Annotated in this window: 17 protein-coding genes; 6 read left to right on the forward strand and 11 right to left on the reverse strand. The window is 46.3% G+C overall.

From position 1 onward, the window contains the following. Positions 1–5 precede the first annotated feature (5 nt). Together ABQ275_RS08580 and ABQ275_RS08585 are read right to left on the reverse strand one after the other, a co-directional pair. Positions 6–548 (reverse strand): DUF1415 domain-containing protein, encoded by a 543-nt coding sequence (locus ABQ275_RS08580; protein ID WP_349317874.1) that lies wholly within the window; start codon positions 546–548, stop codon positions 6–8. 42 nt (positions 549–590) lie between these two features. After that, complete coding sequence (locus ABQ275_RS08585) at positions 591–3806, reverse strand: AsmA-like C-terminal region-containing protein (protein WP_349317875.1); 3216 nt, start codon at positions 3804–3806, stop codon at positions 591–593. 139 nt (positions 3807–3945) lie between these two features. Here ABQ275_RS08585 and ABQ275_RS08590 point away from each other — a divergent pair, with 139 nt between their 5' ends. Then, complete coding sequence (locus tag ABQ275_RS08590; RefSeq protein WP_349317876.1) at positions 3946–4896, forward strand: glycoside hydrolase family 43 protein; 951 nt, start codon at positions 3946–3948, stop codon at positions 4894–4896. A 148-nt stretch (positions 4897–5044) separates the two neighbouring features. Here the strand turns inward: ABQ275_RS08590 and ABQ275_RS08595 are convergent, their stop codons facing one another. Next, positions 5045–6229 (reverse strand): copper amine oxidase, encoded by a 1185-nt coding sequence (locus ABQ275_RS08595; protein WP_349317877.1) that lies wholly within the window; start codon positions 6227–6229, stop codon positions 5045–5047. A gap of 92 nt (positions 6230–6321) precedes the next feature. Continuing rightward, a complete protein-coding gene (locus tag ABQ275_RS08600) occupies positions 6322–7539 on the reverse strand; it encodes an MFS transporter (RefSeq protein ID WP_349317878.1) in 1218 nt (405 codons plus the stop codon). Between the two features lie 132 nt (positions 7540–7671). On the opposite strand from ABQ275_RS08600, the gene ABQ275_RS08605 reads away from it, so the two are divergent. Next, positions 7672–8553, forward strand: a complete 882-nt coding sequence (locus tag ABQ275_RS08605) for a LysR substrate-binding domain-containing protein (RefSeq protein ID WP_349317879.1) — start codon at positions 7672–7674, stop codon at positions 8551–8553. Here ABQ275_RS08605 and ABQ275_RS08610 read toward each other — a convergent pair whose 3' ends face one another. The 4 genes from ABQ275_RS08610 to ABQ275_RS08625 all read right to left on the reverse strand — a co-directional run bounded on the left by ABQ275_RS08610 (position 8554) and on the right by ABQ275_RS08625 (position 12977). After that, the gene (locus ABQ275_RS08610; RefSeq protein WP_349317880.1) at positions 8554–9531 is read right to left on the reverse strand and encodes a helix-turn-helix domain-containing protein; all 978 of its coding nucleotides are present in this window, start codon (positions 9529–9531) and stop codon (positions 8554–8556) included. A gap of 23 nt (positions 9532–9554) precedes the next feature. Further along, a complete protein-coding gene (locus tag ABQ275_RS08615) occupies positions 9555–10652 on the reverse strand; it encodes a FecR domain-containing protein (RefSeq protein ID WP_349317881.1) in 1098 nt (365 codons plus the stop codon). A gap of 69 nt (positions 10653–10721) precedes the next feature. Then, the gene (locus tag ABQ275_RS08620) at positions 10722–11279 is read right to left on the reverse strand and encodes an RNA polymerase sigma-70 factor (RefSeq protein ID WP_349317882.1); all 558 of its coding nucleotides are present in this window, start codon (positions 11277–11279) and stop codon (positions 10722–10724) included. 366 nt (positions 11280–11645) lie between these two features. Further along, positions 11646–12977, reverse strand: a complete 1332-nt coding sequence (locus tag ABQ275_RS08625; protein WP_349317883.1) for a DEAD/DEAH box helicase — start codon at positions 12975–12977, stop codon at positions 11646–11648. A gap of 116 nt (positions 12978–13093) precedes the next feature. On the opposite strand from ABQ275_RS08625, the gene ABQ275_RS08630 reads away from it, so the two are divergent. Continuing rightward, the gene (locus ABQ275_RS08630; protein WP_349317884.1) at positions 13094–14017 is read left to right on the forward strand and encodes an NADP-dependent oxidoreductase; all 924 of its coding nucleotides are present in this window, start codon (positions 13094–13096) and stop codon (positions 14015–14017) included. Positions 14018–14029: 12 nt separating this feature from the next. Here ABQ275_RS08630 and ABQ275_RS08635 read toward each other — a convergent pair whose 3' ends face one another. After that, positions 14030–14407, reverse strand: a complete 378-nt coding sequence (locus ABQ275_RS08635; RefSeq protein ID WP_349317885.1) for a helix-turn-helix domain-containing protein — start codon at positions 14405–14407, stop codon at positions 14030–14032. Positions 14408–14526: 119 nt separating this feature from the next. On the opposite strand from ABQ275_RS08635, the gene ABQ275_RS08640 reads away from it, so the two are divergent. Both ABQ275_RS08640 and ABQ275_RS08645 read left to right on the forward strand, forming a co-directional pair. Further along, on the forward strand, positions 14527–15234 hold the full coding sequence (locus ABQ275_RS08640; RefSeq protein ID WP_349317886.1) for a DsbA family oxidoreductase: 708 nt from the start codon (positions 14527–14529) through the stop codon (positions 15232–15234). A 54-nt stretch (positions 15235–15288) separates the two neighbouring features. Next, positions 15289–16245, forward strand: a complete 957-nt coding sequence (locus tag ABQ275_RS08645) for an ion channel (protein WP_349317887.1) — start codon at positions 15289–15291, stop codon at positions 16243–16245. Positions 16246–16354: 109 nt separating this feature from the next. Here ABQ275_RS08645 and ABQ275_RS08650 read toward each other — a convergent pair whose 3' ends face one another. Then, positions 16355–17803, reverse strand: coding sequence for a sodium:solute symporter (locus tag ABQ275_RS08650; protein WP_349317888.1), 1449 nt, complete (start codon positions 17801–17803; stop codon positions 16355–16357). A 214-nt stretch (positions 17804–18017) separates the two neighbouring features. Here ABQ275_RS08650 and ABQ275_RS08655 point away from each other — a divergent pair, with 214 nt between their 5' ends. After that, positions 18018–18956, forward strand: a complete 939-nt coding sequence (locus tag ABQ275_RS08655) for a helix-turn-helix domain-containing GNAT family N-acetyltransferase (RefSeq protein ID WP_349317889.1) — start codon at positions 18018–18020, stop codon at positions 18954–18956. Positions 18957–19048: 92 nt separating this feature from the next. On the opposite strand, the gene ABQ275_RS08660 is transcribed toward ABQ275_RS08655, so the two are convergent. Further along, entirely contained in the window at positions 19049–19516 is a 468-nt protein-coding gene (locus tag ABQ275_RS08660) for a DinB family protein (RefSeq protein WP_349317890.1), read from the reverse strand. Positions 19517–19590 lie beyond the last annotated feature (74 nt).

Below are 19590 nucleotides of genomic sequence, written 5' to 3' on the forward strand. Positions count from 1 at the left end.
CACACTTACAAACAACTATCTCTGAGCATCTTCATATATGCTGCTCCTTTTTCCTGCGCGAATTTTATATTCCGCGCAGGGATGCCTTCGGCATCGGTATGGTGCGCAATCGCTTTACGCACCTGTGTTTCGCGCAACAGGTGCAGCATGGGGTATATAGAGCGGTTGGTGTAATTGGCTGCATCATTCAGCGCCGTACCGGCAAACTGATACAACGGATGGAAGCTGGCCACCTGGTAGATGCCGGTATATTTCTTCCGTTTTAATAATTGTTCTGCTGCCGACAACAGGTCGAGATAATCATCAAATTTTTCAAAGGCATAGGGGAAGATCAGCAAGGTTGTTTCAATGGTTTTGTCTTTATCCAGCCGTATACACTCCTTTAAAAACGCAGCTTTCCCATCGGCCAGTGTTGTGGTATTTTCTACCTGGTAGTGTACCGTGTTCCGCTTCATTTCCCGCGCGGCAAACGGGCAGAAATTGCAACCCACCACCACGTCAGTGATCCATTTTTTTGTTTGTGTAATAACGGCTGTCGTCTGATCCATACTTTCAATTGATGTCTCCAAAGGTAAGCCGGTAGTTTTACTTTATCCTTTTTTTGCCTTACCCAACCCGATTTTATACTTATCCGGTGTACCGGAGATGGTAAGGTTCATGAAGCGGCCCTTTTTATCTTTATCATGACTTTCTATGGCATCTACCTGGCTGGCATCCACTTCTTCCTGTTTCCTGCCAAATAATGTCTGGAAACCCACCTGGGTGACCATTTTCATGGGTACGCGCAGGGAATAGCTCATATGCATATCCAGCGATTGATTGCCGGAAACCTCTATATAACCCAGGGAAGAGTTGATATTCATTTTTGGAATTTCCAGTACGCCGTTTTTGAATACCAGTTTATTGCGTAAGGTGTCGAAACGCACCATGCGCAGATTTTTATCTTTGAAATAAGCGGAAAGCGCCTGCATGGGGCCAAAGTCAAGGAGTGTGCCATTCAATATTTCAACATCCATTTGTGCAGCGGTTTCACTCAGCACCGGTGTAAGGTCGGGATGCAACCGTACATTGCTTTTGATAAGCCCGCTCAACATACCTTTGAGGTTGTTGTTCAATACGAAGTCCTGTCCGAAATTATCAAATTTGATCAGCAACTTCGATATGTCAACAGTATCCAGCTTGACCTTACTCCTGAAATAAAGTTTCTTCGGGTCAGTAGCGTTAAACATGCCGCGCATCCCGATATGACCGCCGGCAATGCGCAATGCGATGGTGTCAATTTTTATGCGCTGGTCTGCCTGCATATGAACATCTGCAATAATATCCTTCAACCATAACCGGTGATATTTTACTTTCCCGATATTCACCTGTGCATCAAAATCAGCAAAAGGAATGCGGAAAACATTAAATCCGGTTGCATGCAGGGAATCATTTTCGCGTACGGTGGTAGGGCGTGCCGGGGCTTCTTTCGCAGGCGTTTTCGCGCTGAAATCGTAGTTCATCAGTTCATCTACATTCAGGAAGGCAGACTTAAAACTGAAAGCGTTTGCACGCTTTTTCAACTGTTTGTTGCGTCCGGCAAACAGCCGCAGATTCATATCAAAATCACTGCTGCCTATTTTCCCGGTAAGGGTATCCACTACCAGGTAACGGCTGCTGCCATAGCGGATCCGGCCCTTGATATTTTCCAGTTTGATAGGATGCCGCTTCAGTGTACCGGAGATATTGGCAATACGCGCATCCATCCTTTTAAAGGCGGTGTCGTATTTCATATTCATTTTAGCCCGTATCCACAACCCGTTGGCCTCTTCATACCAATAACCTTCAGGGATGAACTTCCTGCCGCGCTGCCCGATAAGGTCCTGCATGGCAAGGCGGTCTGACTTGAAATCAAAGGCAAATTCTGTATTGCCTTTCTTCATCTGCGTAAACCACAGCGGATAGTTTTTTAAAAGTCCTTTGAAAACAAAACCGCTGCTATCAATATTCCCGGAAAAATTGCGCAGTAATAAAGTAGTATCATTGATGGCTACATCGGTCTTGAAATTATGCAGGGTGTGCGGATACTCCTGGAAGTTGGCGTTGAGGCGATGTACGTGGAAATTGCCTCTGGGCAAAGGATTGGGGTGCAGCAGTTCTTTTACGGATGTTTCAAATGCCAGTCCTATATGAAACCCGCTCATCACTTCTTTCTCCAATAATTTATGGGTGGAATCGAGTTGAAATAATTCGCCGATACGGATACGGTTGCTCGACGCCTGGAACCTGACAGATACCGGTTTTTCCTGTTTATGAAAGATAGCCGGCAAGTCACTGATCGATCCTTTGGCCAGTATATCGGAACTGCCTATACGAAAAGCCACGGAATCCAGTTGCAGGTTGCCCTGCGTTACCTGCGCATGCAGGTTTATTTTGCGTACCGGTAATGGATAGCCGGGAATGCGGAATTCAAGATCTTTTACCGTAAGTTCACTTTGCACGCCATCTTTTAATTTGGCGAGGCTTTGTTCCGGCACCTGCATATCCACCAGCTCCTTGAAATTCATATTCAATGCGATCTGTCCTTTTACCTGTTCCAGGTCTTTGATTCCCAGGAACTCACCCACAAATTGCAGGTCCAGCTCAGAATACACCTGCATAATGATATGCGGGTCTGTAAAATCTTTCATGACGAAATTGCCCCGGAATACGCCTTTACCCGGTTTGGCGCTCACGTTGAGCAGGTGCAGCTCAGATGTTTTCAGCGAGTGCCCGCTGCCATTGGTATAATAGCCTTTGAAGCCCAGCGAATCCAGTTTTCTGTCAACTGTTTTATTCTGAAACCACACATTTTCGCAACCAAATGAGATGTTCATCGCCGGCATCTGATCTTTACCCAGTTTGCCTTTGATGCTGCCATCAAAAAATATCCGGCCATCGCGGCGGTATTTTCCCAGCATAACCGCAATATCATTCGGCACCAGCGCCATCAACAGGTTGAGGTCAGGGCGGTCGCCTTTTACTTTGAGATCCAGGTAAGTTTCCTTATCCAGTTGTGCCTGTCCGGCTAATTGTAAAGTGGCATTTTCCAGTTTGATGCTACTGCGGGAAAGCGTGAGTTGTTTTTTGGCTTCTTCATAATCGCCTTTCAGGTCGATAGACAGTTGCCGGTTACGGAAAAGAGTGGTATCTGTTTTACCCGTAATATCCAGTCGCAGCTTACTGTTCAGCTCTATGGCCATGTGCCCGGCCTGCATGCTGAAAGAGGTCCTTACATTTTCTATGTGTGAAGCTACCTGCCATCCTGAAACGGCGTCCTGGTAGGTAACGTCAATATTTTTCAGAATAACCCGTTTCAGGTCCAGGCTCATGGCATCGGCAGAATCAGGTTGCGCCGGAAGGGTATCTGTTTTGAAAGCATGTGCCTTCAGTAAGTCCACTTCTCCGTTGGCATACCGCGCCATATGCAGGCGCCCGTTGGCCAGCATCAGCACCCGCACCTGGTAATGCTGCCTGAAAATATCGGGTAAACTGAATCCCGCATATAATCGCTCCACTTCATAAAGCGGGCGCCCATCCATTTTTTTATTGGCAAAAAATTGCACCTGGTGCAACGCAATGGATACATAAGGGAAGTTACTGAAAGGGGAGATGCTGCTGCTACCGATAACCAGTTCTCCCGCAAATTGTTTGTTCAGCTCTTTGACGGCCAGCTGTGTAAGCCGCTGTTGTTGGCTGTATAGGATACTCCCGGCTATTGCAATTAACAACACCAGCACACCTGCACTGATCAACACCACCCGCGTAATTTTTTTTCCCACTTTCATGATAATGCCATTCTGATCTGTAAAAGTATTAAAAATCTGAATGTGTATATTTTATGATCATCATAGAATGTGTTAAAGTTTTTGTGAGATAAATATCACCGCTTTACTATTTTTAGCTGTTGAATACAATTATCGCCATATGAGAAAACTATTAGGACTATTGCTGATAGCGGGTTTGGTGCACAGTGCATCCGCGCAGAAGAAAAAGACCCATGCCGGAAACCCGGTATTTCCAGGTTGGTATGCCGATCCCGAAGGCGTTGTATTTGGAAAGGAAATATGGATTTATCCTACGTTTTCTGCTCCTTATGAAAAACAGGTTTACTTTGATGCTTTTTCTTCTACTGACCTGGTTACCTGGAAGAAACATCCGCGTATCCTGGATACGGCGGCTGTAAAGTGGGCCCGGCGTGCGATGTGGGCGCCTTCTGTTATTCAGAAAAATAATAAGTACTTCTTTTTCTTCGGTGCCAACGATATTCAGAGCGATCAGGAAGAAGGCGGTATCGGAGTAGCCGTGGCAGACCGTCCAGGCGGCCCTTTCAAGGATTATCTCGGAAAGCCGTTGATAGATAAATTTCACAATAAGGCGCAACCCATTGACCAGTTTGCCTTTAAAGACAAGGACGGTACCTGTTACCTGATCTACGGCGGCTGGAAACATTGCAACATCGCCCGGTTAAATGACGACTTCACCGGTTTTGTACCCTTCGCAGATGGCACCACCTTCAAGGAAATTACACCGGAGAAATACGTGGAAGGCCCGTGTATGTTTGTGAAGGATGGTAAATACTATTTTATGTGGTCAGAAGGCGGCTGGACAGGCCCCGACTACAGTGTAGCCTATGCTATCGCAGATTCTCCTATGGGGCCATTTAAACGTATCGGCAGGATCCTGCAACAGGACCCTGCTATCGCCACCGGCGCAGGACATCACTCTGTGATACACCTGCCCAAACAGAATAAATGGTATATCGTTTACCACCGCAGACCACTCACAGAAACAGACAGGAATGCAAGAGAAACCTGCATAGAAGAAATGCATTTTGAGAAAGATGGTACGATAAAACCAGTAACACTCACCAAGTGACCAAGATTGTAAGGATTAACAGGATTACCCAGATGGGTGTTTTGGTGTTTAAAAAAAATTAGCGTAAGATATTAGCGTAAAATCCGCCCATCTTTATTAATATTTTTTAAATTATTTCAACAACAAAACACCCATCTGGGTAATCCTGTTAATCCTTATAATCCTGGTCTATGGGAATAAACACCAGCGGTGTAGGCAAACAGGAAGCGCCCGGTGGTGAATAGGTAAAGCGGATCGTTTGTTCTTCACCGTTAGCTGCCGGCTGGAATAGCTGTATGAGAATAGCTTCAGGATCTTTTTTGGTAATGAGCCTGTCGCTGGGTAACTGAATGATCCCTTCCTTAAATTTCCCTTTGCTTACTACCATGGTGTTGGCCATGCCGCCGCACCACTGACTGTTGTCACCGTTGGGGTTCCAGGTTACCAGGGCGAGTGCTTTGCCATCGGTGCTTTTCCATTTCATCTCAAAGTAGTACATCACACCGTAGTTGCCATCCAGTTTTGCGATGCCTTCCTGCGTGTTTTCTTTACCCAGTACCCAGGGATCACGTTCTCCGTCGGCCACCACTATTTGTTGGGGGCCGTTTTTAGTATCGTAAACGCCGTTGGTGATAACGCGGTAGTTGCTTACACCAAATACACCACGACCAGCGCCGCTATGGCCTTTGGTGGGCAGTACTGTCTTAATGCGGGCCAGGGCTGCAGGACCGGGTGTAGCAGGATCCGTTTGCAGGATCGTGATCTGCCCGGGTTGATCAATAACAAATTCGTAGATGCCGTGTACCAGTTCATCGTATTTCACAACCTGTTTTTCCAGCCTGGGGTCTATTGGTATTACGGCTCCGGGTGCAATCACCTGTATAGTTGCGGAAGGTGTGGATGCAAAATAATCAGCCAGTCCTTGTTTACCGATCTGGTAATAGTTGGTGCTGGCAGGCTGTGGGGCATACTTCAGCATACGCAGGTGCATGGGGGCGGTACCGGTATTTTTGATGAGCGCCGTTATTTTTCGGTCAATTTTTGCCGGTTCCTGCACGCCGTTTACATTGTACACATAAAGCCGTACGGAACCCGCCTGCACCGGTTCCTGGAGCGCAATGGCTTCAGGGATACGGATATATTCAGGATCATCAGAGATGACATGCTGCGGGCCGGGAAGTACAATTTTGTGATAATCCAGGTGGGGGATCTGTTTGGATAAGAAGCCCGGCAGCTCTACAATGCTTCCTTGTGGTGTGTTGAGAATAGCCCTGTTAAATTCAGGCTTAAATACCTGCGCGGTTGTAGCAAAGTAAGTGATAACAAGTGCATAGGTCAGGAAGAGTGACTTCATAAACGGTATAGACATTTGGTTATTTGGTGATTTGTTTATTTTGTTTCAATGGAAATCTATTCCTTAAACAAAATCTCAAAATAACAAAATATTTATGCCATTTGTAATGCATGATGTTTTTTTCTCCGGTAGGCTACAAAAACTACAGTGGCTGCAATACCTGTCAAACCGGCCACGCATACGGTAAGGCGCGGTCCTATCACCTGTGCCAGCAAACCGGTGAGGAGGCTACCTACGGGGATCATACCCTGGTAAGCCATGATGTAATAACTGATAGCCCTTGCACGCATGGCGGGAATAGCGTGTGTCTGTATATAGGTGTTGATGGCAGATGTTTGTGCCATCATACCTACACCGGAAAACATCATGAACAATAATGCCAGCGGCAGCCAGCCTGCATAGGAAAGCAGGATGAGACTGAGCGCAAACACCAGGCTGGAGGTGATCATGATCTTCACCATATCTTTTCCGCCCTTCAGTTGCGCCATATAAATGGCGGATATAATAGAACCCAGACCGGCAGCACTTTCAAACCAGCTAAACGTTTTGGCGTTACCATGAAAAAGATCTTTCGCAAAAATGGGCATCAGCGTATTGAAGGGGATTACAAACAAACTGCTCACCGCCAGCATCAGGATTAATGATGACAGATCTTTATCTCCCGAAATATAATGAAAGCCTTCCCGCAACTCTTTCCATATGCTGCTTTCTGATTTTATGATGACGGGTATATTCATCTTCATCATAAATAAAGAAATTAATACAGGTATATAACTGAGGAAGTTACTGAGAAAACAGAAATCTTCCCCGAAAGTACTCAGTATAATACCTGCCAGCGCGGGTCCTGCTATGCGTGCAAAGTTGGCCATGGTAGAATTCAATGCAATGGCATTGGGCAGGTCATCTTTGCTTTCTACCATCTCCACCATGAGCGACTGCCGGCAGGTAACGTCAAAAGCATTGATGATGCCCTGGATCAGCGATAGCAGAATGATTCCCGGGATATTATAAAAACGGAAAAGGATCATCATGGCCAGCGCACCTGCCTGGATCATCGAGATGATCTGCGTGATCACCAGGATGCGGTAACGGTTATGCCGATCAATATAACTACCCGCGTAGGGAGATAAAAGCAGGGAAGGGATCAGGCTTGCAAAACTAACAACACCCAGTAGCAGGGCGGAATTGGTTAACCGGTAAATGAGCCAGCATACAGCTGTTTTTTGCATCCAGGTGCCGATGAGGGAAACTGATTGTCCGTAGAAGAAAAGCCGGAAGTTCCGGGATTTTAAAGAGCGAAAAACATCCATTCAAAAATTTTATTTTATGCAGCGGGAATGCAGGCATTCCTTTTATTAATCTATGCTGCAAATTTCGGAAGGATTGATATATTTGTAAAATAGATTGTTTTAATGATATCCATTAGTAAAAACGATTAGTGTATGGAGCTCCGTCAACTGACCTATTTCGTGAAAGCCGCTGAAACAGCTCATTTCACTGAATCTGCGGCAGCATTATATGTTACGCAGTCAACATTATCGCAACAGATTAAGCAACTGGAAAATGAACTGGGCATGCTCCTGTTTGACCGTATCGGAAAACATGTACGCCTTACGGAAGCCGGACAGGTTTTTCTACTGCATGCCCGGCAGATCCTGTTGGATGTAGAGAAAGGTAAACAGGCCATGGAGGACTTACAGAACATGCTGACCGGCGATCTGCGTATAGGTGCTACGTATGCATTCACTTCTTTACTGCTGCCTGCACTCAACACTTTCTCCGGTAAATATCCAGGTATCAGAATATACATTGAATACGGCAATACCGATGATCTGGAAAGAAAATTACGTTCTTCTGAGCTGGACTTTATGCTGGTTTTTCGCCGGGATGGCGAGCGTAAAGACCTGGAGAAACAGGAATTATTTACTTCCAAAGTAGTGATGGCCGTATCAAAAAAAAGTAAGCTGGCCCATCTCACAAAGATCAACCTGAAAAGTCTCAACGGTATGAACCTGATCCTGGCTACCAAAGGTTTCAGCTCCCGCGACTTTCTCAACGAAGTACTGGAAAAACATAAAGTGTATCCCGCTGTAAAAATAGAACTGAATGACGTACATGCGCTGCTTTCCATGCTGGAAAACGGCCACTGGACCACATTGCTGAACGAGCGGGCACTGATAGGGTGGAAGAACCTGGTGGCTATTCCTATTGAAGGGAAAGAATTATTGCGTCGCGCTTACATCTTCTGGCAAAAAGGAACTTACCGCAAAAAGGCGACAGACCTGTTTGTGCAGGAGCTGCTGAAAGGCGTTCCCATGGTGTAACTACTGGGCGTTTCGTAATTGAATGGGATCACATTTATAATACTTTTCAAAGTCAGCCATGAACGGTTCCTGTGCCACATAGCCTGTTGCCTGCATGATTCCGGAAATGGATATATCGGTGTTGGCCAGCTTATCAAAAGCCAGCGCCATTTTCTCCTGGTGTATCAGCTCCGCAAGGGGCATATGAAATTCCTGTTCAAATGGTTGTTGCAGTATGGCTTTATTTACCGGAAATTTTTCGCATAGTTCCTGTATTGTGTGCGCCTGGTGCAGGTTGTTTACGATGTAGGTAAATACATCATCCAGTAACCTGAGTTGTACCTGGTTCATCATGATAGGGGCGGGTGCCGACAAGTGACGGGCAAAGTTGCAGAAGTAATCGGCAGCATTCCGTCTGAAAAAGAGCTCTGCGGTTTTGCCGATATGTTTGCTGTTGAGGATTCTGTCTTTGATCAGGCTGCCGACAGCATTTAACCGGAGCGGGACCTTGTTGAGCGCCTCCGTAACCATACAAAGCGGCATCGCTGCCAGTGGCTGAAGTACGGGGAACTCCCTGGCAAGACGGGGTAGTGCAGCGGGTTCCACATTAATATGAAAGCTGATAGCGTGATCTTCTGCCAGGATAGCGGAGTGTTCTACCGGCATCACGTTAAACATATTCACTTCCTTGTGCCGAAGCATCACGTGGCCACCTTCACTAAGGGTGACCGGAATATCGTCAGATACATGCAGGGCAATAACCTGGTATTGAGCAAAGGGATGTAACTCGGCGCCCTGTTGCATGTTTATAGTATGCAGCCACAGGGAAAAGCCGTCTGTTTTGATGTTCTGGTCCAGTATGGTGCCTTCTGCATCGCTATAAAAATAACAATGGGCATAAGGGATCAGCTCATCTTTAAAGGAGGCGGGGATTTCTCCGAATGGGGTATAGGCATGATCATCCCTTTCTATATACAGTGCTTTGGTCAGTGATTTCATAAGTGCATCACGTTTATGATATATTATTTGAAATGTAGGGTACTGTCTTTACTGAAGTAATATTCAACAGAAGTAGTTGCACTCAGTGCATGTAAGAAATCTGTTATCGGGTCGCGTCTGTTAACCCTGCCGGAGAAATTCTTTTTCCCCAGGAGGCTGTTATCAATAACTACGGGTACGCCAAACCAACGCGGTATAACGCTGCTCACCTCGTCCAGGGTGGCATTGGAGAAGATATAGGTACCAGCGAGCCAGCTAAGTTCCTGTCCTTCGTCGAATGGTTTCACATGTAGTGCGCCGGTTTTTTCCCTGAATACACCTTGCTGTCCTGGCTTCAACACAACAGCTTGTTTACTGGCATTCATTTTTACGGCACCGGCTACCAGCGATACTTTTATTTTGCTGCTATCATAGGAATTGACATTAAAAGTGGTGCCCATTACTTCTACCGTACTATTGGGCAGGTATACGATAAATGGCCTGGATGCATCTTCGGCTATTTTAAAATAGGCTTCACCGTTCACCGCTATTTCCCTTTTGTCTTTGCTGAATGTAAAGGGGAATCTCAGGGTGGTGGCGGAGTTGATCCATACCTCGGTACCATCGGACAGGTTGATCTTATAATCCATACCGATAGGTACGGTGATAGCGTTGATGCCTGCCGGCAGGTTATTGGTAGCGGCGTAAGTGAGCGTTTTTTGTGAATTACTGAGCTGGTCTGCATCTACAAATATCCGCTGGGAGGCTTTCGACAGGTTAATTTTGCTGCCGCTGGCCAGTTGTAGCTGAATACCATTTTTCTTGTTCTGTATTTCGGGCATGGCGTAGGGGGCTACCGCCAGCTGAGTCTTTGGAGGTTTCACTGTTTTGTTGAATTTCATCCAGCCTGCTACGCCTATACAGATCATAATAGCCGCTGCTGCTGCCCATTGTACCGGGAAACGACGCGGTTGATGCTGCTCATAAAAACTGGTCACCTCCAGCCAGGGTTTTTGTTGCACAGGCAGACTGCCTTCCTGCATCTCCATCCATATTCCCCGAACCTGTTCGTCTTCCTCGATGAGTTCATCCAACAGCTGTTCATCAGCTGCTGAAATAATCCCAGCCAGTTTTTCTGTCATTAGTTGATATGTATATTCCAGATTCATCTCTCTCTATTCTAATAACCGGATTTATAATTAGGCGGGGTATTAAGACACTATTTTTTTTAAGTTTTCACGCAGCGTTTTCAGCGCGTTGGCCACCTGTTTCTTGACTGTTTCCTCACTGATTTCCATGGCGGCGGCTATCTCTTTCCGTGTTTTGTGTTCCTGGTATGCCAGCCGGAAAACCTGTGACTGCCGTTCCGGCAACTGGTTGATAGCCCCTTCCAGCTGCTGTCCCAGCTCAAAGTTCTCCAGTTTCTCACCAGGTATGGCATATGTCACCGCCGAAAATATCTGCGTCATCCTTTTTCTACGTGTATCGTCCTTCGATATCTTATTCAGACAACGATTCTTAATACTCACAAATAGGAAATTTTTTAAGGAAGATATGCTGGTAAGATCAATCCGCTGGTAAAGTGCATGCTGCCAGAAGTCGATAAAGAACTCCTGCACCAGCTCCTGTGTTTCTTCCTCCTCCTTTAAGATGGACATAGCAGTGATGAGCAGCCACTGTCGGTAAGAAGTATAAAAGTGCTCAAAAGCATGGATACTTCCAGTCTTCAGCTGCGCAAGCAATTCAATATCGTTGTTAATTGCACTCATGCACGATAATGGTTGATTTCAACAGAGTGGTGTTGCCCTGTCAGGAATCCTTTCTTTTTCCACTTCCCAGGTGGAACGATTTTAATGATAACAGCTGTGCATTCAAACCAACTGAACATACAGGAGGTATATTCGATTGTTTGGAAGGGATGGATTTTGTAAATGAAGATTTAATTGTTAACCAATGGTTAATCTGTTCCGAAAATCAATACAGGCAATAGATAGCGGGGATTATCTATCGAAAATTTCTCACAAAAAAAGTGTTTTGAACAAGCAGGAATTCATTTTTGATTTACAGGTAACGTGATTTCGTTTCAGTGATCTTTCTCATCAAAATAAAATTATGCTACCTGTAAATCAAAGGGACTATTTCTTCTTTGCCCCTCTCTTCTTCGGTTTGCCGTATTTCAGCATCATCTTATCTTTATGGCTTACTTTCTTGTTGGACTTCATATTCTTCGCCAGTTTCTGATGAAAGGCGGGCCCAACATTTTCCCGTTTAGGTGTTTTTACCAGCACATTCCGCATGTGTACCTTGGGTATTTCATCTTCTGTGAGTACATCGGAAATCTCCAGGTCGTCTGGTAGTGGTACTACCGGAACGCTGTAGTTCATCAGGCTTTCGATGAGTGCCAGTTGTTCCATTTCCTGTTCTTTGGTAAAGAGGATGGAGATACCTTTTTTATCGGCTCTACCGGTTCTGCCTATACGATGAATATAGTTCTCCGGTACTTCGGGTGTATCAAAGTTGATTACGTGCGTCACCTCGGCTATATCGAGCCCGCGTGCAATAATGTCTGTTGCAATCAGGAAACGGTAAGCGCCTGAGTGGAATTGCTGCACGGTATTAAAACGGTGGTTCTGCTCTTTATTGGAATGGATTACGCCTACTTTTTCCGGAAACTGTGCCTGCAACTGTTCAAACAGGTCATCTGCCAGTTGTTTGGTGGCCGCGAAGATGAGCGTCTTGGTCATGCTTTCATCCTTTGTGATCAGCAGTTTCAGCAGGTTCACCTTTGTGTTGAAGTTAGGCACATGGTACACGATCTGGTCAATATTTTCCAGCGGTGTGCCGGTAGGTGCTGCTTCTATTCTTACCGGGTTGTAAAAGTGCGTGTGGATCATTTTCTCTACATCTTCCGTAATAGTGGCGGAAAACATAAGATTCTGCCTTTTGGGTGGCAGGAGGTCCAGGATGTTGCGCAGCTGCGTACGGAAGCCCAGGTTCAGCATTTCATCTACTTCATCAATCACCAGCCGGTTAATGGATTTCACTTTGAGGGCGCCGCTCAGGATCACGTCATAGAGCCTGCCGGGGGTGGCCACCAGTACATCCAGTTTGTTCTGCACTGCTGCCATCTGCGGGTTCATGTTCACACCGCCATAGATGCCCATCACTTCCACACTCATATAGGTGGTCAGCTTTTTCACCGCTTCTACCACCTGTACTACCAGCTCCCTGGTAGGAACGATGATCAGCAACTGTGGGTATTTCTCTTTTGAAAATTTAAATTGTCGCAGCGCCGGCAACAGGTAGGCGAATGTTTTACCGGTACCGGTTTGTGCGATCCCGCACACATCCTGCCCGGACATTATCACCGAGAATGCCCGCTGCTGTATAGTAGTAGGCTGTTTATAGCCTAATTCATCCAGCGCGTTTAAAAGAGGGGTATTCAGATTTAAATCACGAAATGTCATGTTACGTCAAAATATGAACGGCGAAGGTAACTAATATTTTTGGGGTACGTTTGCGAAGGCTGTCCTGTAACAATCTTGCGGCTTTTCTCTACATTTAACTACACAAAAAAAAACAAATGCGCGATATTCATATTCCTGTTATACGTGTGCATGCTTACGGTGCATCCTCACAACTCACCCTGGAAGAGATACCTTCCCCGGTACCAGGGCCGGGAGAAGTGCTCATCAACATCGTTGCCAGTGGGGTAAATCCTATCGACTGGAAACTAAGGGAAGGCTTCCAGCAGAAGCCGCTGCCTTTTATTCCCGGCGTGGAAGCTGCCGGTGTGGTCATTGCTGTTGGCGAAGGGGTAACCGATAAGAAGCCGGGCCAGGAAGTATATGGTGCGGTAGATGGCTCCTATGCAGCGTGTGCGGTGGCGCCGGCTGCACAGCTTTTTCCGAAACCTGCTCATCTTTCCTTTGAGGAAGCTGCTGCTGCCGGTGGCGGCAAAACAGCCTGGGGCGCGCTCTTTGAAGTTGGGCAGCTGGTAAAGGGGCAGCGTGTGCTCATCCATGCAGGCGCCGGTGGCGTAGGATCGTTTGCGGTGCAATTAGCATTTAATGCAGGCGCTTATGTAATCGCTACTGCTTCCGCTGAAAACATAGATTTCGTTACTTCACTGGGCGCCGCAGAAGTAATTGACTATAAGGTGGCGCCTTTTGAAACGCAGATAGCCCTTGTTGATCTTGTGCTGGACACCGTAGGCGGTGATACCCTGGAACGTTCCTATCAGTTGGTAAAGCCAGGCGGTGTATTGGTATGCCTGGTAGGGATGCCCTCCGCTGAAAAGGCCGCTGCTGCGGGCATCCGGGCAGTATGGGGTGGTACCAAAACCATCCACGCTATGCGGGAAGTGGCCAAACTCCTGGAAAAAGGATTGATAACGCCGTTTGTCAGAAAAGTATTTGCGCCTTTATCACAGGCTGCCGCAGCCCAGAACTACAGCCAGCAAGGCGGAAAAGGGAGGGGGAAAATAGTACTGAGAATAGAAGAATAAATAAGAAAATGGTTATTTGCCCAATATCGTTTTCCGGTGCTGTAATCCCCAGGTATGCAGGGCATCTATAACCGGGTTCAACGTGGCGGCATAAGGGGTTAAAGTGTATTCCACGGATACCGGCTGACTGTCATACACGCTACGTTTCAGCAGTTTGTGGGCTTCCAGGTCTTTCAGTTCCTTGGAGAGCACTTTGGACGTGATCCGGGGTATACTTCTTTCGATGTCCCGGAAACGCTTGTGTCCGCGGGAAATGGCAATGATGATAGGCAGCTTCCACTTGCCGTTGATAACGTCCAGCGCATCCCTGACCGGTAAAATAACGCCCTGGCAATCCTTGTGGGATGCTACTTCATTGCACTCCTTCTTTTGTATAGTGGCTTGTTGCATGACTTCCATTTGCAGATAGGTTGGTTACCTCTTGTAAATCGCTTACCCAAAGGTAACTGGTTACTTTTTGATAGCAAATATATTAACTTTGCAACAGTTTTACATAAAAAGATGAACTTATGAAAGTAGAAATATGGTCAGACATCATGTGCCCGTTTTGCTATATCGGCAAACGGAAGTTTGAAGCCGCCCTGGAACAGTTCCCCGGAAAAGACAAGATAGAAGTGGAGTGGAAGAGCTTCCAGCTCAATCCCGACATGAAACCGCAGCCGGGAAAAGATGTATATGATTACGTGGCAGACATAAAAGGACAGTCGCGCGACTGGTCGTTACAGATCCACGAACAAATGACGAACACCGCTAAAGAAGTAGGACTCACCTATAATTTTGATAAGGCCGTTATAGCCAACTCATTTGACGCACACCGGTTGATCCAGCTCGCAAAACAGCAACAGCTGGGCGATGCAGCAGAAGAACGCTTGTTCCGCGCATACTTTACAGAAGGAAAAGACATGAGTGATCATGCCACACTGATAGAACTGGGTGGAGAAATCGGGCTCAGTAAAGAAGCGGTGGCCGCCATGCTGCAATCCGGTGATTTAGCCACCGAGGTGAATAAAGACTGCCGGGAAGCACAGCAGCTGGGGGCCAGCGGCGTTCCCTTCTTTGTGCTCGACAGGAAATATGGCGTAGCAGGGGCACAGCCCGTGGGAGCCTTCTCACAGGCACTCAGCCAGGCATTTGGGGAATGGCAGCAAACGCAGCCGCTCACTACACTGGAAACGGTATCAGGCCCCGTTTGTACACCGGATGGGGAATGTAAATAATCAGGATAGATTGTGGGGTAAATACAGATATTTGCCCTACAAACTATCTGTTATATGTCACTCCTAAAAAGGATCAACCCTTTCTCCCGACAGAATGACAATACGGGCTTCGGAACCAATCCCAATGGCTACGGAGGCCGGTTTATCAATCGTGACGGCTCATTTAACATCCGCCGCGAAGGCCGTCCTTTCTGGGACCGCTTTAATGTCTATCACATGTTGCTCAACCTTCCGGCCTGGAAGTTTGCCTGCGTGATCCTGCTTTTTTTTATTTGCATCAACCTGTTGTACACGGGTGTTTACTGGATAATAGGCACGGAAGAATTCCAGGGCATTATCGGTAAAACAGTATGGAACAGGTTCAAAGAAGTATTCTTTTTTAGCACGGAAACCTTTACCACCGTAGGCTATGGCCGGGTAAACCCCATTGGCGACGGTGCCAACATGGTAGCAGCTTTTGAGGCTATGTCGGGCTTCCTGTCCTTTGCCGTGGCCACCGGTCTCATATATGGCCGCTTTTCCAAACCCAAGGCACACCTGGTTTTCAGCGACGACGCCCTGATAGGTCCCTACAAGGATATCACGGGCCTGATGTTCCGCTTCGCCTCCTACAAAGACAACCACACGCTTACCAATGTAGATGTATTGGTAACGCTCGGATTACAGGTGCAGGAAAATGGTGCATCGGTATACAAATTTTATAACCTGCCACTGGAAAGAGGAAAGATCGAAACGCTGTCTATGAACTGGACCGTTGTACATCCCATTGATGAAAATAGTCCGCTACTGGGCTTTTCAGCTGCCGACATGGAAAGTGCAGATGTAGAAGTATATGTATTGGTGAGAGGTTTCAACGACGTATATGCGAACACGGTACTCCAACGCACTTCCTATACTTACCAGGAAATCCGGCACAACCGGAAATTTGTACCCATGTACCGCGAAAGCGATAATGGAAAGACTACCGTGCTGGAACTACATCATCTCAATAAGTCGATGGCTACAGAATAGAAGGGATTTACGATTTTTGATTTTTTGATTTTGGAATTTAAAATGCGGCGGAGATTTACGTAAATCTCCGCCGCATTTTAAATTCCAAAATCAAAAAATCCGTAAATATTTATTTACTTGTTTTCTCTGAAATGAACATCAGGCCTATAAATGTAATCAGCCCGTTGATGATCAGTAATTCCAGTCCTATCTGGAATTCTCCGAAGATAGCAGTCTGAAAATGATCCAGCACATAACATAAAAGCGGTGCAGCAATACATACCAGCGGTACCAGCTTATCATTTACTTTACGCTTGGTCAGGATACCAAAGGAAAAGAGTCCCAGTAACGGTCCGTAGGTATAAGTAGCCACAATGAGGATCACCCCGATCATGCTCTGGTTATTGATCCACTCAAACACCATCACAAACAGCAGGAATACAAATGCCATGATCAGATGGATCCGCTGGCGGTATTTTTTCTTTTGTACTTCTGTCCAGTCTGTTCTGCGTTGCATATTCAGGATATCAATACAGAAGGAAGAGGTGAGTGCGGTCATGGCGCCATCTGCACTGGGAAACAGCGCAGAGATTAACGCAATGATAAAGATCACGGAAATCACCGGCGGCATGTGATGCAATGCCAGGGCAGGGAAGAGGGTATCACCTACGGCAGTAACCTGTTGTTGTGCGCCGTAGAGGTGTAATAAACCACCCAGGAACAGGAACAGCCCTATTACGATCAACATAATAAAGGCCAGCGATACCATATTCTTTTTGGAGTCTTTTAATGTTTTTACAGAGATGTTTTTTTGCATCATCTCCTGGTCGAGGCCCGTCATCGTAATGGTAATAAAGGCGCCTGCCAGGATCTGTTTTACAAAGAACAGTTTGCTGTCGGGATCAAAAACAAAGATTTTTGTCAGCCCTTTTTCCTGCATGGCGGCAATACTCTCGCCAAATCCGAGGTTCATGGTATGCAGGATATAGAATACACAGATGATCAAACCCGCAAGCATACACGTAGTTTGCAGCGTATCGGTATATACAATGGTTTTTACACCACCTTCATACGTATACAGGAGGATCATAAACAGGATGATGAGTGTGGTTGCCCAGAATGGAATCCCAAAGCTCGACAGGATAGCATCCTGTAATATCCTGACTACCAGGTACAGCCGCGCAGTTGCGCCCAGTGTACGGGAGAGAATAAAAAAGGAAGCACCTGTTTTGTAAGATCGTTCACCAAACCGTGTACTCAGATAGTTGTAGATAGATGTTAGCTGCAACCGGTAATACAAGGGTATCAGCACATAGGCGATGGTGATATAGCCTATAAAATATCCAAGCGTGATCTGGAAATACGTAAAGGAATCTTTTCCAACAGCCCCCGGCACACTCACAAAAGTTACCCCGCTGAGGGAAGTGCCGATCATGCCGAAAGCCACCAGCATCCAATTGCTGTTGCGGTTTCCGATAAAGAAAGTATCGTTGGTGGAGTTGCGGCCGGTATACCAGGCCACGATCAAAAGTATTACAAAGTAGGCGACGACGAATGAGAATAATAATCCTGGCGACATAAACGAAATTTGATCAAGATACCATTTTCGTGCAAAGGCACAAAACATAAAGGGACAAATATAATATCTTCTCACTTTTACCAGCAGTAACTTTTTTGGGCTTCCGGGTTACAATCCGGTATTTATCTCCCCAAAAAATAATATTTGCTTCTGTCAAATATTTAATTTGCTTTTGTCAACTATTATTTTAAACTTGGTTGATAAACAAATAACTATGTCTGAAGATAATGCCCTTGTAACAGACATCCGCCGTTTTAACCGCTTCTACACTGGTGTAGTAGGATTATTGAACCAGCACATCCTGGATAGCCACCTTTCTTTATCAGAAGTAAGGGTGCTATATGAACTGGGACAAAGTGAAAAATGCACCGCCGGACAACTCACCACCCTCATGAAAATAGATGGGGGATACCTGAGCAGGATCCTGAAAAAATTCGAAAAAGAGGGATGGGTATCCCGGCAGCAATCGCCTGCCGACGGACGTACTTTTTTTCTGCGGCTGACAGCCAAAGGGAAAAAGCTGCTGACAGCACTGGATGAAAAATCTACAGAAGAGATCCGGGAACTGCTGGCACCATTACCTGAAAAAGCGCAACAACAGGTAGCCGGTGCCATGAAAACAATAGAGGAGGTACTATCCCCTGAACGCACGCCGGAAGCCGCGGAGGAGGTTCATTTCCGCTATCAGCTGCAACCGGGCGATGTTGGGTACCTCATTTATCTGCACGGGGAACTGTATGCCCGCGAAAGTGGTTACAACCTGGAATTTGAATCGTATGTATGTAAAACCTTTCACGACTTTTTAGCGACTTATAATACCGGTAAAGACCGCATTTTCCTCGCCATCGCCGGCAACAGGATCGTAGGATCGGTAGCCATCCTGGGATCATCCCGGCATCTTGCACAACTGCGCTGGTTCCTGGTACATCCTGATTTCAGGGGGAGAGGACTGGGGAAAAAACTGTTGCAACAGGCCATCGCTTTTTGCAGGGAGAAACAATATCAGAAAGTATATCTCATGACTACCAGTATGCAGACCACTGCCGGTGATCTCTATAAAAAAGCGGGCTTCCGCAAAACCGGTGAAAAGCACCTGCAATTATGGGGGCAGCAGTTGTACGAGCAACGCTATGACCAGGATTTAACGGAATAAAAGATTAAACCGGATTGAACTGGTAGATATAGAAAAATCAATAATTATTTCCTCATATATCTACCAGTTCAATCCGGTTTAATCCTTTAATCCTACAATTCTGGTCCGTATTTGTGCAGCAGCACTATTTGTCCCAGGTGATAGGCATCGTGTTCTGCAATGCCCTGCAGATAATAGATAGCGATCTTATCTGTACCGGGAAAGGTGTCGAATAATTCATCTTCCGGAAACTTCCGGATCGTTTCACCCATCTGCGCAAAAGAATGCTCCAGGCGGTGCAGGGTTGCCTGCCAGTTTTCTTCCCCATGATTTTCCGGCATATAAAAATCCGGTAGATCACCTTCTTTTTCGGGCGGCTCATTATAAATATAGCGTTGTACCCGCTGATGCCAGAAGATGACATGGTTGACCACCTGCCATATGCAATTGGATTCCTTAAAGCGTTGCACCGCCTGCAACGCATTGATGCGGGAGAGGTGTTCCCTGAAAGTAACGTCCAGCCAGGGTTGTCCATTGTAGAGCGCCTCTACGGAAGCAGCTAAATGTTCTGTGAGCAACATAGTGGAAAAAGCATTAGACCAGGATTATATGGATTATCAGGATTTACCGGATTGGTGTAGTAGATAATTGTGTA

The organism is Chitinophaga sp. MM2321, from assembly GCF_964033635.1.
Classification (GTDB): domain Bacteria; phylum Bacteroidota; class Bacteroidia; order Chitinophagales; family Chitinophagaceae; genus Chitinophaga.